11 protein-coding genes and 1 pseudogene are annotated in these 15,534 nt (G+C 62.5%); 8 read left to right on the plus strand and 4 right to left on the minus strand.

Annotated elements, in window-relative coordinates; genetic code table 11:
* Window positions 1–12 precede the first annotated feature (12 nt).
* Window positions 13–1,140 carry an S-(hydroxymethyl)glutathione dehydrogenase/class III alcohol dehydrogenase gene (locus EN807_RS27225; RefSeq protein WP_135937425.1) on the minus strand — a complete coding sequence of 376 codons (1,128 nt, stop codon included), beginning with the start codon at window positions 1,138–1,140 and terminating at the stop codon, window positions 13–15.
* A 201-nt stretch (window positions 1,141–1,341) separates the two neighbouring features.
* On the opposite strand from EN807_RS27225, the gene EN807_RS27230 reads away from it, so the two are divergent.
* The 4 genes from EN807_RS27230 to EN807_RS27245 all read left to right on the plus strand — a co-directional run bounded on the left by EN807_RS27230 (window position 1,342) and on the right by EN807_RS27245 (window position 9,170).
* A complete protein-coding gene (locus EN807_RS27230) occupies window positions 1,342–3,354 on the plus strand; it encodes an acetyl/propionyl/methylcrotonyl-CoA carboxylase subunit alpha (RefSeq protein ID WP_135937426.1) in 2,013 nt (670 codons plus the stop codon).
* Window positions 3,355–3,552: 198 nt separating this feature from the next.
* Entirely contained in the window at window positions 3,553–7,080 is a 3,528-nt protein-coding gene (dnaE, locus tag EN807_RS27235) for a DNA polymerase III subunit alpha (RefSeq protein WP_135937427.1), read from the plus strand.
* 172 nt (window positions 7,081–7,252) lie between these two features.
* Window positions 7,253–8,263 (plus strand): methyltransferase, encoded by a 1,011-nt coding sequence (locus EN807_RS27240; RefSeq protein WP_135937428.1) that lies wholly within the window; start codon window positions 7,253–7,255, stop codon window positions 8,261–8,263.
* Window positions 8,264–8,366: 103 nt separating this feature from the next.
* Window positions 8,367–9,170, plus strand: a complete 804-nt coding sequence (locus EN807_RS27245) for a potassium channel family protein (protein ID WP_127319531.1) — start codon at window positions 8,367–8,369, stop codon at window positions 9,168–9,170.
* Window positions 9,171–9,275: 105 nt separating this feature from the next.
* Here EN807_RS27245 and EN807_RS27250 read toward each other — a convergent pair whose 3' ends face one another.
* Window positions 9,276–10,157, minus strand: coding sequence for a DMT family transporter (locus EN807_RS27250; protein WP_135937429.1), 882 nt, complete (start codon window positions 10,155–10,157; stop codon window positions 9,276–9,278).
* Between the two features lie 181 nt (window positions 10,158–10,338).
* On the opposite strand from EN807_RS27250, the gene EN807_RS27255 reads away from it, so the two are divergent.
* Window positions 10,339–10,845: a hypothetical protein gene (locus EN807_RS27255; RefSeq protein ID WP_135937430.1), complete on the plus strand. Its 507-nt coding sequence runs from the start codon at window positions 10,339–10,341 to the stop codon at window positions 10,843–10,845.
* A gap of 59 nt (window positions 10,846–10,904) precedes the next feature.
* Here the strand turns inward: EN807_RS27255 and EN807_RS27260 are convergent, their stop codons facing one another.
* Window positions 10,905–12,233 (minus strand): DNA polymerase IV, encoded by a 1,329-nt coding sequence (locus EN807_RS27260; RefSeq protein ID WP_135937431.1) that lies wholly within the window; start codon window positions 12,231–12,233, stop codon window positions 10,905–10,907.
* Window positions 12,234–12,301: 68 nt separating this feature from the next.
* Here EN807_RS27260 and EN807_RS27265 point away from each other — a divergent pair, with 68 nt between their 5' ends.
* The 3 genes and pseudogenes from EN807_RS27265 (at window position 12,302) to EN807_RS27275 (ending at window position 15,197) form a co-directional block, all read left to right on the plus strand.
* Window positions 12,302–12,877 (plus strand): GNAT family N-acetyltransferase, encoded by a 576-nt coding sequence (locus EN807_RS27265; RefSeq protein ID WP_135937432.1) that lies wholly within the window; start codon window positions 12,302–12,304, stop codon window positions 12,875–12,877.
* A gap of 22 nt (window positions 12,878–12,899) precedes the next feature.
* Window positions 12,900–13,478: pseudogene (locus EN807_RS27270) on the plus strand (S8 family serine peptidase); the annotation flags it as partial.
* A gap of 225 nt (window positions 13,479–13,703) precedes the next feature.
* Entirely contained in the window at window positions 13,704–15,197 is a 1,494-nt protein-coding gene (locus tag EN807_RS27275) for a hypothetical protein (RefSeq protein WP_135937434.1), read from the plus strand.
* A gap of 24 nt (window positions 15,198–15,221) precedes the next feature.
* Here the strand turns inward: EN807_RS27275 and EN807_RS27280 are convergent, their stop codons facing one another.
* Window positions 15,222–15,521, minus strand: a complete 300-nt coding sequence (locus EN807_RS27280) for a DUF3572 domain-containing protein (protein WP_135937435.1) — start codon at window positions 15,519–15,521, stop codon at window positions 15,222–15,224.
* Window positions 15,522–15,534: the final 13 nt, after the last annotated feature.

Consider the following 15,534-nt stretch of genomic DNA (forward strand, 5'->3'; position numbering starts at 1 on the left):
TTTTGGTTCTCGTCAGTAAACCACCACGCTCCTGATGCTCTTGCCCTCATGCATGAGGTCAAAACCCTTGTTGATGTCCTCCAGGTTCAGCGTGTGGGTGATCATCGGGTCGATCTCGATTTTGCCTTCCATGTACCAGTCGACGATCTTCGGCACGTCGGTGCGGCCGCGCGCGCCGCCAAAGGCGGTACCCATCCAGGTGCGTCCGGTGACCAGCTGGAACGGCCGCGTCGAAATCTCCTGGCCGGCGCCGGCAACGCCGATGACGACGGACTTGCCCCAGCCGCGGTGCGATGCTTCAAGGGCCTGCCGCATCACCTTGGTGCTGCCGGTGCAGTCGAATGTATAGTCGGCGCCGCCGATCTGGTCGGCGCCGCGCTTGGTCATGTTGACGAGATAGGGCACGATATCGCCGTCGATCTCCTTCGGATTGACGAAATGCGTCATGCCGAATTTCTCGCCCCATTCCTTCTTGTCGTTGTTCAGGTCGACGCCGATGATCATGTCGGCGCCGGCAAGGCGCAGCCCCTGGATGACGTTGAGGCCGATGCCGCCGAGGCCGAAGACGGCGGCCGTGGCGCCGATCTCGACCTTGGCGGTGTTGATCACCGCGCCGATGCCGGTGGTGACGCCGCAGCCGATGTAGCAGATCTTGTCGAAGGGCGCGTCGGGATTGACCTTGGCCAGCGCGATCTCGGGGAGCACGGTGAAGTTGGAGAAGGTTGAGCAGCCCATATAATGGAAGATCTTGTCATTGCCGATCGAGAAGCGCGACGAGCCGTCCGGCATCAGGCCTTGCCCCTGCGTGGCGCGGATCGCGGTGCACAGATTGGTTTTCCTGGACAGGCAGGACGGGCATTGCCGGCATTCCGGCGTGTAGAGCGGGATGACGTGGTCACCCTTCTTGACCGAGGTGACGCCCTTGCCGACATCGACGACGATTCCCGCACCCTCATGGCCGAGGATCGCCGGAAAGATGCCTTCGGGATCGGCGCCCGACAGCGTGAATTCGTCGGTGTGGCAGATGCCGGTCGCCTTGATCTCGACCAGCACCTCGCCGGGCTGAGGGCCGTCGAGGTCGACCTCCAGGATTTCCAGAGGCTTTCCGGCGGCAACAGCGACAGCGGCACGGGTTTTCATCGGGGCTCTCCTCTCAAGCCAAATCGGCAATCGAAAGCGAGCTTTAGCGTATCTGCAGGTTCCGGACTATGGGACGAATTGACAGTTCGTGGCCGGGTTTTGGTCGTCACCAGGCGACTTGCACCCGGGATATGCGCCAACTTGCCTTGACCGGCCGGGCGAAGCCCATAAAAGAAAGGCAGCCGAGGAAACGCAACCCGCATGTTCACAAAAATCCTGATCGCCAATCGTGGCGAGATCGCCTGCCGCGTTATCAAGACGGCGCGCAAGATGGGCATCGCCACCGTGGCGGTCTATTCGGATGCCGATCGCGACGCCGTGCATGTCGAGATGGCCGACGAGGCTGTGCATATCGGGCCTTCGCCGGCCGCGCAGAGCTATCTGGTGCCGGAGAATATCATCGCCGCCTGCAAGGCGACCGGTGCTGAAGCCGTGCATCCCGGCTACGGGTTTTTGTCCGAACGCGCATCCTTCTGTGAAGCGTTGGAGAAAGAAGGCATCATCTTCATCGGTCCGAAACCCAAAGCGATCAGGGCGATGGGCGATAAGATCGAATCGAAGAAATTCGCCCATGCTGCAAACGTGTCGACGGTACCCGGCTGGCTCGGCGTCATCGAGAATGCCGGTCATGCCGAGAAAATAGCCGGCGAGATCGGCTATCCCGTGATGATCAAGGCTTCGGCCGGCGGCGGCGGCAAGGGCATGCGCATCGCCTGGAGCAAGGCCGAGGTGCGCGACGGGTTCGACCGGGCGCGGTCGGAGGCCAAAAGCTCGTTCGGCGACGACCGCGTCTTCATCGAGAAGTTCGTGGTCGATCCGCGCCACATCGAGATCCAGGTGCTGGCCGACGCGCACGGCAACGCGCTTTATCTCGGCGAGCGCGAATGCTCGATCCAGCGCCGCAACCAGAAGGTCGTCGAAGAGGCGCCTTCGCCTTTCCTCGACGCAAAGACCCGGAAAGCCATGGGCGAGCAGTCGGTGGCGCTGGCCAGGGCGGTCGACTATCAGAGCGCCGGCACGGTCGAGTTCATCGTCGACAGCGAAAAGAACTTCTATTTCCTTGAAATGAATACGCGATTGCAGGTCGAGCACCCGGTGACCGAGCTCGTCACCGGCATCGATCTGGTCGAGCAGATGATCCGCATAGCTGCCGGCGAAAAGCTCGCTATCAAGCAAAGCGACGTCAAGCTGAACGGCTGGGCGGTCGAAAGCCGGCTCTACGCCGAGGACCCGTATCGCAATTTCCTGCCGTCGATTGGCCGGCTGACCAGATACCGGCCACCGGCAGAGGGCCGGTTCGGCGAAATCGTCATCCGCAACGATACCGGCGTCACCGAGGGGTCGGAAATCTCAATGTTCTACGACCCGATGGTCGCCAAGCTGTGCACCTGGGCGCCGACGCGGGTCGCGGCAATAGACGCCATGTCGGAGGCGCTCGACAGCTTCGTCGTCGACGGCATCGAACACAACATACCATTCCTGGCGGCACTCATGCAGCATCCGCGCTGGCGGGAAGGGCTGATATCGACCGCCTTCATTGCCCAGGAATATCCGAACGGATTCGCGCCGATCGTGCCCAGTGGCGAGGAAAAGGCCGTGCTGGCATCGATCGCCACTGCGGTCGAACTGCTGCGCCGCGACCGGCTCGACCGGCTGGGCGGGCGGCTGGCGCCGCATTCGGGTGCCCTGAAACGCGACTGGGTGGTCAAGATCGGCGAGGATTACCTTTCGGCATCTGTCCTCGATGGCATGATTTCCATTCCGCTGGAGCTCGATCTGTCGATCGACGGTAGCAAGGCTCTGACGGTGGCGTCCGACTGGCGGCCGGGCGATCTCATCTGGCGGGGCACGGTCGGCAGCCACAGGATCGTCGCGCAGATCAGGCAAGTGCCGAACGGGCTTCGCATCGCCTGGAAAGGCATGTCGGTAAGGGCACGCGCCATGCTGCCGCGCACCGCCGAGCTCGAAAGGCTGATGCCGGAAACAGTGGCGCCGGACACGTCGAAGATGCTGCTCTGCCCGATGCCCGGCCTCGTCGTGTCGATCGCCGTTGCCGAAGGGCAGGAGGTCAAGGCCGGCGAGACGCTGGCCGTGGTCGAAGCGATGAAGATGGAAAACGTGCTGCGCGCCGAGCGCGATCTCACCGTGTCGAAACTCAAGGCGAAGCCGGGGGACAGTCTCGCCGTCGATGCGGTTATCATGGAATTCGCGTGAGGCTGAAACACAAAACCCGCCTCGGCGGCGGGTCGTTGGCGCAAATCAGCACCATGCATATATTCCTAGCATAACTGCCATCATAAAGCAAATGAATCTCGAGCTCGCAGACCCGAATCGCTATGCTGGACTCGCATCATTCGGTGCCGGACAATACACCTTCATCGACTGAGTCCTTTCAAGCGGCGCTAAAAAACCATGGCGAATGAGACACTTCCACGCGACCCGTTGCGACGCGAGGCCTTGGTGAAGGCGTCCCGGCCGGAAGCGCCGGCGCGGCCGTTCATTCATCTGCGCGTGCATTCGGCCTATTCGCTACTCGAAGGCGCATTGCAACTCGGCACGGTTGTCGGCCATGCGGTCAAGGACGAGGCTCCGGCCATCGCCGTCACCGACACCAACAATCTGTTCGGCGCGCTCGAATTCGCACAAAAAGCAGTGAAGGAGGGCATCCAGCCGATCATCGGCTGCCAGACCGCTCTCGCCTTTTCCGGCGAAGCCGGCGACAGTCAGCGCGACCGCAGGCGGCAAGGTCCGGAAATGCGGCCCGTTGTTTTGATCGCGGCGACCGAGGCCGGCTACAGCAATCTGGTCAGGCTGGTCAGCCGGGTCTATCTCGAAACGCCGCCCGGCGAGGCCGTGCATCTGACGACCGAGATGCTGCAAGGCAATTGTGATGGCCTGATCTGTCTCAGCGGCGGTCCGCGCGGCCCGATCGGCAACGCCTTGAAAGAGGACCGCCGCGACCTCGCCGAGACACGGCTTTTAGCGCTCAAGGCGCTGTTCGGAGACCGGCTCTATGTCGAGCTGGAACGGGTTTCCGGTTATGACCGGGCGATTGAGCAATCGTCCGTCGACCTCGCCTATACCAATGACTTGCCGCTGGTCGCCACCAACGAGGCGTTTTTTTCCTCGCGCGACGACTATGAAGCGCATGACGCGCTGATCGCCATTGCCGAGGGCTCGGTCGTCGCCGTCGACAATCGCCGCCGCCTGTCGCCCGATAATTTTCTGAGAAGCCAGGCTGACATGGCGAGGCTGTTCGCCGATCTGCCGGAAGCGATCGACAACACCGTCGAAATCGCGCTGCGCTGCTCCTACTATCCCAAGACCCGCAACCCGATCCTGCCGCGCTTTGCCGGCGGCGATGTCGCCGACGCCGATGCGGCGGTGAAGGCGGAGGCGCAGGAACTTGCCAGACAGGCGCATGAAGGGCTGGAGGCGCGGCTCGCCGCGCACGGCCCGACCCCTGGCTATACGGTCGAACAATATCGCGAAAGGCTGGATTTCGAGCTCGGCGTCATCGAGAGGATGAAATATCCCGGCTATTTCCTGATCGTCGCCGACTTCATCAAATGGGCGAAGGCGCAAGGCATTCCGGTCGGGCCGGGCCGCGGTTCGGGCGCCGGCTCGCTGGTTGCATATTCGACGACCATCACCGACATCGATCCGCTGCGCTTCTCGCTGCTGTTCGAGCGCTTCCTCAATCCAGACCGCGTGTCGATGCCCGACTTCGACATCGATTTCTGTCAGGACCGGCGCGAGGAGGTCATCCGCTACGTCCAGCAGAAATACGGCCGTGACCAGGTCGGCCAGATCATCACCTTCGGTACGCTGCAGGCCCGCGCCGTGCTTCGCGATGTCGGCCGGGTGCTGCAGATGCCCTATGGCCAGGTCGACAAGCTCTCGAAGATGGTGCCGTCGAACCCGGCCAATCCGGTCAAGCTCGCCGACGCCATCGCCAACGAGCCGCGCTTTGCCGAGGAGGCCGAGCGCGAGCCGATCGTGCAGACGCTGCTCGATATGGCGCAGAAGCTGGAAGGGCTCTACCGTCACGCCTCGACGCACGCCGCCGGCATCGTCATCGGCGACCGGCCGCTGTGGGAGCTGGTGCCGATGTACCGCGACCCGCGCTCCGACATGCCGGTCACCCAGTTCAACATGAAGTATGTCGAGCAGGCCGGGCTGGTGAAGTTCGACTTCCTCGGCCTGAAGACGCTGACGGTGCTGGAGACCGCAGTCAAGCTGATCCGCCGCCGCGGCATCGAGATCGATCTCGCCCATATTCCGCTCGACGACCCCGATACCTATGCCATGCTGTCGCGCGGCGAAGTGGTCGGCGTGTTCCAGGTCGAAAGTGCAGGCATGCGCAAGGCGCTGATCGGCATGCGCCCCGACTGCATCGAGGACATTATCGCGCTGGTCGCTCTTTACCGGCCGGGACCGATGGAGAACATCCCGACCTACAACGCCAGAAAGCATGGCGAGGAGGAGATGGCGTCGATCCATCCGAAGATCGACCATCTGGTGAAGGAGACGCAAGGCGTCATCGTCTACCAGGAACAGGTGATGCAGATCGCGCAGGAGCTTGCCGGCTATTCGCTGGGCGAAGCCGATTTGCTGCGCCGCGCCATGGGCAAGAAGATCCGCGCCGAGATGGACAAGCAGCGCGAGCGCTTTGTTTCGGGCGCGGTCGAGCGCGGCGTCGGCAAGCCGCAGGCCGACTTCATTTTCGACCTGCTGGCAAAGTTCGCCGACTACGGTTTCAACAAGTCGCATGCGGCCGCCTATGCCGTCGTCTCCTACCAGACGGCCTATCTGAAGGCGCACTACCCGGTCGAGTTCCTGGCCGCGTCGATGACGCTCGACATGGGCAACACCGACAAGCTCGCCGATTTCCGCCAGGATGCGCTGCGCCTCGGCATCGACGTCGTGGCGCCGTCGGTGACATCAAGCTTCCGCGCCTTTGAAGTCGGCGAGAACCGGATCTTCTATTCGCTGGCCGCGCTCAAGGGCGTCGGCGACGCGGCTGTCGAGCACATCGCCGCCATGCGCGGCGAAAAACCGTTCAAGAGCCTCGCCGATTTCTGCGAAAGGGTCGATCCGAAGATCGTCGGAAAGCGGGTCTTCGAAAGCCTGATCATGGCCGGCGCGCTCGACTGCTTCGGCCACGACCGCGCCGCGATGATGGCCGGCGTCGAGCGGATGATGGGGCTGGCATCGCTGGCGCAGCAGAATGCAATGTCGGGCCAGCACGACATTTTCGGTGCTTCGCTCGGCGCACAGTCGCAGGCGCTCAACCTGCCGGCGACCGACCCGTGGCTCGCCGCCGACCGCCTGCACCGTGAATTCCAGGTGGTCGGCTTTTATCTCTCCGCCCATCCGCTGGACGAATACAAGGCGGCGCTGCAGAAGATGCGGGTGCAGAACTGGGCCGAGTTCTCGGCCGCCGTCAAACGCGGTGCTGCCGCCGGGCGGCTTGCCGGCACCGTCACCACCAAGCAGGAGCGCAAGACGCGCACCGGCAACAAGATGGGCGTCGTGCAGTTCTCCGACACGTCGGGCCAGTATGAAGCGGTGCTTTTTTCCGAAGGTCTGGCGCAGTATCGTGACCTGCTCGAGCCCGGCAGATCGGTGGTGATCACCGTTTCGGCCGAGGACAGGCCCGAAGGCGTCAATCTACGCATCCAGACCGTGCAGTCGCTGGAGGACGAGGCAAGCCGCATCCAGAAGGCCTTGCGCATCTTTGTCAGGGATGACCGACCGGCGTCGGCGATTCAATCGCAGCTTACCCAGCGCGGCGATAGCCAGGTGAGCATTATCGTCATCAAGGATGAGGCGCAGGGCGAGGTCGAGATCGAACTGCCCAACCGTTACCGCGTCTCGCCGCAGATCGCGTCGGCCATGCGCGCGGTGCCGGGCGTGGTGGAAGTGGAACTGGTGTGAGCTAACGGGATTAGCACAGCCTCCTTTGTTTGGACCGTGTTCCGCCAAGCCAGCGCTAGCATGCCCAGCGCCGGATTGCCCGGTGACATTGCCACTGGTATCGTGAGGTCGGCCCGCCCACTCGTCTTTTCGGTTGCCGGCCTGGGCTTTTGGCGGCCGGGGGGAGAGCCTCATGGACGAGCGAACAGCTGCTGCCGAACTCCAGAAAATGGTCAATGGGTTCCAGGTATCTCAGGCGGTATGCGTCGCCGCCACGCTGGGCATCGCAGACCATCTCAAGGACGGAAAACGCACCAGCGGCGAACTTGCCGCGTTGACCAATACCCATCCGCAGGCGCTCTACCGGCTGCTGCGCGCCCTTGCGTCGGTCGGCGTCTTCCATGAAGCGGAAGACCGATTTTTCTCGCTTACCCCGATTGGCGGCGCGTTGCGATCCGATGTTCAGCGTTCGGTCGCGCCGTGGGCGATTCTGACCGGACGGCCGTATTTCCGTCAGGCATGGAGCGATCTGCTGCACAGTGTCAGCACCGGCGATAATGCCTTTCGCCACGCTCATGGCAAGGGCGTTTGGGAATACCGGGCGGCGCATCCGGAAGAGTCCGTCATCTTCGACCGGGCCATGACGGCCATGTCGCGTGGCGTCGCCGCCGCGGTGACCGCGGCCTATGACTTCCGGCCGTTCTCTGTTGTCATGGATGTCGCGGGCGGGCAGGGCGCGCTGCTTGCCGAAATTCTCTGCCGCAATCCCGGCCAGCGCGGCATTCTTTTCGATCGGCCGCAGGTGGTGGCGAAGGCCGGCCCGGTCTTTGACGCCGCGGGCGTGGCCGGTCGATGCGACATCGTCGCCGGCGATTTCTTCGTCTCGGTGCCCGAGGGCGCCGATGCGATCGTGCTTAAATGGATCCTGCATGACTGGGACGACGACACAAACATCCGGATCCTGAAAACCTGCCGCCGGGCGATGCGCCCAGACGGCAAACTGCTGGTGCTTGAGAGCATTCTGGCGCCACCCAACGAAGGCGCCAGTGCAAAATTCGGCGATCTGAACATGCTGGTCATGCCGGGCGGGCAGGAGCGCACGGCAGAAGAATTCGAGTTGCTGCTTGCGGCGTCGGATTTCAAAGTCGCCAACATCGTTGAAGCCGGACCTCGCATCAGCATCATCGAGGCGGAACCGCTCTGATCGCTTTCCGGATCTGAAACGCTCCGGATGTTCTCAACTCACAGCGCCTTCACCCTGCTCTGCCCACTGGACGGCTGTCGCAGCGAGCGTTATCGCAGTTGTCATGAAGGCGCCAGACAGGGACGGAGCTCGGGATTTTTCAGCCTTGACGCGGCTGCGCGGCACGCTGCGCAAACTCTACCACGGGCGCACGCCGGCGGCTTTCCGGTTTCAACTGGTCGCGATCATCATCGACCTTGCCATCATCGCCTTCTTCATCGCCACACCGGTTATCCAGGAGTCGCCTTCGTTCCTCTGGCTCGATTATTCTGTGGCAGCGCTTGTCGCCGCCGACATGATTGCGCGGCTGCTTGCCTCCAACGACATGCTGCGCCTGATGAAACAGCCGGCGTCGTGGGTCGATGCATTTATCCTGCTGACGCTGCTGATGCCTTCAGCGCTGGCCAATCTGGGTTTCCTTCGCATATTGCGGCTGTGGTCGCTGTCGCGCAGCGGCGCGCTGTGGCGGTATCTCGAGATGCGCGGCCTCAGGCGATGGCGCGAGGCGAGCCACGCAGTCATCAATCTCCTGACATTCCTCCTTGTCATCACCGGTTTTGTCTACACCTTCTTCTTCCGCACGGGGGCCGGTCTCGAAGGCTATGTCGACGCGCTTTATTTCACCGTCGCAACGGTGACCACGACCGGCTTCGGTGACATCGTTCTGCCGGGTATCGCCGGCAAGCTCACCTCGATCGTCACCATGATCATCGGCATATCGCTGTTCGTCAGGCTGGCGCAGGCGCTCTTCCGTCCCAACAAGGTGTTTTTTCCTTGCCCGCAATGCGGCCTTCAGCGGCATGAAGCCGACGCCGTCCACTGCAAGGCCTGCGGGCACCTCCTCAACATCCCCGACGAAGGCGACTGAGATGCGAGGTTAGAGCGCGGTTTTGGTGGAACCAAAACCGCGCTCTAACTCTTTGCTTTAACGCATTTTGTCGGACGCCAAACAAAGATGCTTGGCTGCAAGATGCTAAGACGCTGCCACTTCCGCTGGTTTGGTCGCTTTTTTCTGCAGATTGAGCAGATTGCCCAGCAGGATCAGCAAGGCGCCGCCGGCGGTGAAGGCGTCGATCTGCTCCTGATAAAGCAGCCAGCCGATCAGCGCCGACAGCGGCACGCGCAGAAAGTCCATCGGCGAGATGACGGTCGCGTCGGCATAGGCGAGGGCGCGGGCCATGCAGAAATGCGACGACATGCCGGTGAAGGCGATCAGCAGGATCCACGGCCACAGTTCGAGCGGCGGGTTGCGCCACTCGTAGAGCGCCGGGATAAGGCCGAGCACCGACTGAATGACCAGCATCCAGAAGATAATGGACACGACGCTGTCCGTCCGCGTCAGCGATTTGACCAGGACCACAGATATGCTGAAGCAGACCGCAGCACCCAGCACGACGATATGTCCCGGATCGACAGAGCCGATGCCTGGACGGACGATGATCACCACGCCGATCAGCCCGAGCACGATGGCTGCAAGCCTTGGCCGGCTTAGTCTTTCACCAAGAAAGCCGACCGCCAGAATGGCCGTCCAGATCGGCGTCGTGAATTCGATGGAGATCAGCACGGCCAGCGGGATCAGCGTCAAGGCGTAGAGCCATGCCGCCTGGCCGACAAAATGGACGACATTGCGGGCGATGTGAGCCAAGGGGCGTTTGGTGCGCATTGCCGCAAAACCGCCGGATATCATCACCAGCGGCAGGAGGATGAAGAGGCCGATCACCGAGCGCAGTTCCAGCACCTGGAATACGTTGAGCTCGGCCGTCGTGGCGCGGCCGGCGACCGACATCGTCAGAAACGATGCGATCGACAGCGCCATCCAGAACGCGGCCCTGGGGATCGAGGGTGAGGGTGCCATGCGCGCTATGTCGCAAGCCGGGACTTTCACCGCAACCACTAGTCGACGCATTCGGCTGGGCCAGGGCAGCACGTTGCAAAACGGTCATGTTGAGGGCGGAACCTGCCGTCACGGCGAGCGTTGGTCCAACAGCCAGTTCGTTGGAAACGTCGTGATACCGATATCAACGGGGAGAGATCCAATGAAATCATTTGCACGATTTGTACTTGCCGGCTGCCTGGCGGCTGCAACTGGCGCAGCTCGCGCCGACGAAGCCGATTTTCTCCGCTCGTTCGAGGGGAACTTCGCCGGCAAGGGTACCGTCAAGGTAACCACCGAGGCGCCGACGGTGAACGTCTCCTGCCGCTTCAATTCCGACGCGACATCGAGTTCATTGTCGCTGGACGGCACCTGCCGCGGTCTCGTCGTGGTGACGCGCGCCATCAGTGCCGATCTGAAGTCCAGCGGGACGAAGTACACCGGCACCTATGTCGGATCCCGCACCGGGCCGGCACAGCTCAGCGGCAAGCGCTCCGGCAATGCGATCAATCTCGGCATCCGTTGGGCCAGGGAGGTCAACGGCGATCGCACGGCGCAAATGACGGTCGAGAAGAGCGGCGAGGACGGCATGCGGCTGACCGTTATCGACGTCGACCCGAAAACCGGCGAGCGCGTGATGACCAGCCGGATCGATTTGCGACGCATCTGAAGGCCCGCTCTTAAGCATGATCTTTTCCACACCGGATTCCACTTTTCGGGAATCATGCATCAGTCCTCGATCGGCTCGGGCGGGTGGGCTTTGCGGCCCTTGCCGAAGGTGTAGCCGGTCTCCACCGCTCTGCGGCCGAACTTGTCGCGCAGCGTGTCGATGGCGCCTTCGGCCATGGCGCGCTTGCGCGACTGGATATCGACGAGATCGGGCGGATCGGCCTTGTCGTCATTCGAGAGGTCGCTGACACCGATACCGAGCAGCCGGTATTTCGTACCATCCGTCTCCTTGCGCAGCAGGTCGAGCCCGGTCGAAAAAATGCGGTCGGCCAGCCGTGTCGGGTCGCCGAGCTGGCGGTTGCGCGTGCGGGTCTTGAAATCCTGGGTCTTCAGCTTCAGCACGACGGTGCGCCCGGCGATGCCGGATTTCTTCAGCCGCCCCGAGACCTTTTCCGACAGCGCTCTGAGCACCGAAACCAGTTCATCCAGGGAGGAGATGTCGGTGTCGAAGGTGGTCTCCGCCGAGACGCTTTTCGCATCCTGGTCGGGATGGACGCGGCGGTCGTCCTCGCCGCGCGAAAGATGGTAGAGCCGGTCGCCCATCACGCCGTAGCGGCGCATCAGGTCGCCGCGCTCCATGCGCTGCAGCTGGCCGATTAAGCGGATGCCGTCCCGTTCAAGCGTGGCGGCGAAGGCTTTTCCCACGCCCCAGATGAGCGTCACCGGCTGCTCGGCCAGAAAGCCTGATGCCTCGGCCTCGCCGATCACCGAAAAGCCGCGTGGCTTGCGAAAGTCCGACGCCACCTTGGCCAGGAACTTGCAGTAGGACAGGCCTGATGAAACGGTGATGCCGATCTCTTTCACCACGCCGAGCGCGAAGCGTGCCAGCACCACCGCGGGCGGCAAGCCATGCAGGCGCTCGGTGCCGGCAAGGTCCAGAAACGCTTCGTCGATGGAGATCGGCTCGACCAGCGGCGTCAGCGCCTGCATCATGGCGCGTACCTCACGGCCGACGCGTGCGTATTTTTCCATGTCCGGCGGGATGACAACCGCTTCCGGACAGGCTTCGAGCGCCTTGAACATCGGCATCGCCGAGCGCACCCCGTGGATGCGGGCGACATAGCAAGCGGTGGAGACGACGCCGCGCTTGCCGCCGCCGATGATCAACGGCCGGTCCTTCAACGCCGGATTGTCGCGCTTTTCGACCGCCGCATAAAACGCGTCGCAATCGATATGGGCGAGATGCAGCCGATAGAGCTCCGGATGGCGGGCAAGTCGTGGACTGCCGCAGCGTTCGCAGCGCCGTGCCTCACCGCGCTGAAAGGTCAGGCAGTCGCGGCAAAAACCGTGATCAGGATTGTTGACAGGAGCCGCCATCGCTGCGAACATAAAGAGAACAAAGGCAATGGTACGTCAGGACGGACGCCACGACAAGGCGGTGGGCCGGGAGAGAGCTCATGAATACGACCATAGCGCCGCTGGTGCCTGAGCTTTGGGCTGATTTCGAAGATCTTTTCGGTAAGCAAGGCGCCTGCTACGGCTGCTGGTGCACACATTTCCGGATGTCGCCGGCAACGCGCCGCGCCAGCGACCGGCAGCGCAACAAGGACCACATCAAGGCGCGGATCGAGGCCGGGCCACCACCGGGCCTGCTGGCGTTCGAGGATGGCAAGGCGGTCGGCTGGATGCAGATCGGCCCGCGCGCCGACGTGCCCGAATGGAACAATAAGGGCAGGGGGTCGGCGCCGGTCGATCCTGCCGACGCGACGGATCCGGGCGTCTGGGCGATCTCCTGCTTCTTCATTCGCGTCAAGGCGCGCGGCAGGGGCGTGACGCACCGGCTGGTCGAAGGCGGCATCGAGTTTGCTCGCCAGAATGGCGCGCGGCTCGTCGAGGCGTGTCCGATCGACCTGTCGAAAGATTCGCGTTCGATCGGGCTGTTCGTCGGCTCGTCGCGGGTCTTCGAGAAAGCCGGCTTCGAGAGGCTGGTCGAGCGCAAGGCGGGCCGACCGCTGATGCGATTGGTGCTTTAACCAGTGCTGCTGTGCGCGCCGCGATGCGTTTCACCGGGGCGATCGCCAGGATGATCGCTCGGACGTCTATGATCTTCTGCGCGCACTCGATCTTCTTTCCGTGCGCGGCGTGCAGGTGACGAATATGAGCCTGTCGGGTCCTGCGAATGCCCTTCTCGAGCAGTTTGTCCGGAAACTTTCCGAAGGCGGCATGATCATCGTCGCCGCTGCCGGCAATGGAGGTCCCAAGGCCGGACCTGCCTATCCGGCGGCCTACGCGGAAGTGATCGCAGTGACGGCGGTGGACCGCATGAGACGCCTCTGCAGGCGTGCCGGCCGCGGCGAGCATATCGACCTGGCCGCCCCAGGCGTCGAAGTATGGACAGCGGCGTCGGTCAGCGGCGCACGGCCGAAGACCGGTACCTCCTTCGCGGCGCCGTTTGTTGCCGCCGCAGCGGCGTTGATGAAGTCGGCAAACAGCAGCGCCACCGCAGTCGACATTCATGATGCGCTCGGCAAGTCGGCGGAAGATCTCGGCGCGCCCGGCAAGGACGCCGTCTTCGGTTGGGACCTGCTCAATGCCCGCGCCGCTTGCGTCGTCACGCCGAAGAAGGCGATGTGAAGCTCCGATGACGCGAGCTCTTGCTGGTGCGACAGGCTGATGCATCGTCGATGCTGGCGAACACCGCGATCGGGCAGGGCGCTTTGCATCATCCGCGTCGCGCCGCGCCGCTGCTTCATGAACGGTGCCCGGGACCTAGCGCTCAGGAGGGATTGCACCTCGCCCGTTTCGGCTTACGGTTACGATTGGAGTTTTCTACCAGAAGAATAGCAACGGAGATTCTGCGTGAACCGTGTTCTGCCGGCCGTCTTTGTTCTCGCGCTCAGCGCGCCTGCCTTCGGCCAGACCGTCGATGGCGAGGGTGCGAAGCAGCTCTCCGAAAATCTGTCTCGCTACATTGGCAGTAAGGCGATCGACAGCGGTTTCCTGAAGGTTTCCGTGGAAGGCGACGCTTACAAACTCGCCGTCGACTTCAAACCTGTCGTGAACCTGTTGGCGACGCAGCATTCCTTCAAGTTCGACTTCAGCCCCTACGCATTCCTCGTCAAGCCAAGCAGCAATGGGACGTGGAATGTCTCTGCAGATTTGTCGCCAAGCGGGTCCTTCGAGTTCATGGGGCCGGAAGGCCCGCAGAGCATGCAATTCTCGATCAAAGACAGCAAGTTCACCGGCGTCTTTGACACCGAACTGGCAGCTTTCACCAGTGCCACACAGTCGATGGCCGGCATGACGATGAATTCCCAGGACGCCATGCAGCGCGCCAAAGTGAGCACCGGCGCCGGTATCGCCACGATGAGCGCAACCAAAGCTGCGAATGGCGGCGTGGATTTCACCGCGACGCAGACGGTGGCCGATTTTGCCGAAACGCTTGATTTTGACGATGCCAAAAGCGGGCTGAAATTCCCGCTTACAATCAAATCGCCAGAACTGTCGGTGAATGCGACCGGCAAAGGGATGCGGACAAAGCCATTTCTCGATCTGCTGGCATTTGCCGTCGCCAATGAAGACGAAGCCAAGCTAAAGGCCAACCAGGCGCAGCTTAAATCGCTTTTACTCGCCGCGCTGCCGCTGTGGGAGCGGATCGACGGAAGCTACGGATTCAAGGATGTCATTGTCGAAAGCCCGGTCGGGCATTTCGGAGCGACGGAGCTGGGCACCAGCTTCGGGACCGACGGCATCGCCCAGAACGGAGCAGTCAACTATACGATCAAGGCCGCAGGATTGACGATCCCTCAAAATCTTGTGCCCGCCTGGGGTACGGCGCTGCTGCCCACCGACATCAATCTGAATTTCGGCGGCGCCAACATCGATCTCGACAGCATGGCGAAAAAGGCGATCGAGGCCTTTGATCTCAACAAGAATCCGCCGCTGCCGGCCGACTTTGGCGATCGGATCAAGGCTGATTTCATGGCCAAGACGCCGAAATTTGTCATCGGCCACAGCACGGTGAAGAACGGCGACATGGAAATCGCGATGGAAGGCGAGATGACGTTCCCCGGCATGAAGCCCGAGGCAAATGTGACGATCGATATCGCAGGCTATGACAGAATTGTGGAAAGCCTGCAGGCGGCGGCGAAGTCGGAGCCGGAAGCCGCGCAATATGTGCCGGTGGCGCTTGCGATCAAGGGATTCGGCAAGACGCTGCCGGACGGTCGCATCGAATGGGTCGTCAACGGCAAGCCGGACGGTTCGGTCACGGTCAATGGTGTCATGGTGAAGCCGGCCGATCCGGTTGCGAATGATGAAGGCGACGACAGCGAAGAAGAAACGACGCCGTAGGCGTTTTCGCGATCCGGTCGTCGCTCATATCGAATGTTCATGGTCGTCGTCGCCAAGCGGCAGCGCCCGCAGCGCCTTGCCGACGGAAGGCGGCGGCGTGCCGGTTTCGGCCGCGAACCGCATGAGCGTCGGCTCGTGGGCGAGGATGAACTGCAGCACGCCGGCCAGGAAACCCGGCTCGCCGGCTGCCTGGCGGATGGAATGCGCCTCGATGCCGGTGATCGCCAGGAAACGGGGCAGAAGTTCCGGATCGGCGGCGACGAAGCCCAATGCCTTCACGGCAATGGTTTCCGCTTCCTCGCGCATTGACGCTGCGTTTGCCATCACTACCTTCTTG

The organism is Mesorhizobium sp. M5C.F.Ca.ET.164.01.1.1 (genome assembly GCF_004792125.1).
Classification (GTDB): Bacteria; Pseudomonadota; Alphaproteobacteria; order Rhizobiales; family Rhizobiaceae; genus Mesorhizobium; species Mesorhizobium wenxiniae.

Excerpts from the sequence above, each read along its gene's own strand:
- EN807_RS27225 (WP_135937425.1), bottom strand. The coding sequence starts at position 1,140 with ATGAAAACCCGTGCCGCTGTCGCTGTTGCCGCCGGAAAGCCTCTGGAA.
- EN807_RS27230 (WP_135937426.1), top strand. The coding sequence starts at position 1,342 with ATGTTCACAAAAATCCTGATCGCCAATCGTGGCGAGATCGCCTGCCGC.
- dnaE (WP_135937427.1), top strand. The coding sequence starts at position 3,553 with ATGGCGAATGAGACACTTCCACGCGACCCGTTGCGACGCGAGGCCTTG.
- EN807_RS27240 (WP_135937428.1), top strand. The coding sequence starts at position 7,253 with ATGGACGAGCGAACAGCTGCTGCCGAACTCCAGAAAATGGTCAATGGG.
- EN807_RS27245 (WP_127319531.1), top strand. The coding sequence starts at position 8,367 with ATGAAGGCGCCAGACAGGGACGGAGCTCGGGATTTTTCAGCCTTGACG.
- EN807_RS27250 (WP_135937429.1), bottom strand. The coding sequence starts at position 10,157 with ATGGCACCCTCACCCTCGATCCCCAGGGCCGCGTTCTGGATGGCGCTG.
- EN807_RS27255 (WP_135937430.1), top strand. The coding sequence starts at position 10,339 with ATGAAATCATTTGCACGATTTGTACTTGCCGGCTGCCTGGCGGCTGCA.
- EN807_RS27260 (WP_135937431.1), bottom strand. The coding sequence starts at position 12,233 with ATGTTCGCAGCGATGGCGGCTCCTGTCAACAATCCTGATCACGGTTTT.
- EN807_RS27265 (WP_135937432.1), top strand. The coding sequence starts at position 12,302 with ATGAATACGACCATAGCGCCGCTGGTGCCTGAGCTTTGGGCTGATTTC.
- EN807_RS27280 (WP_135937435.1), bottom strand. The coding sequence starts at position 15,521 with ATGGCAAACGCAGCGTCAATGCGCGAGGAAGCGGAAACCATTGCCGTG.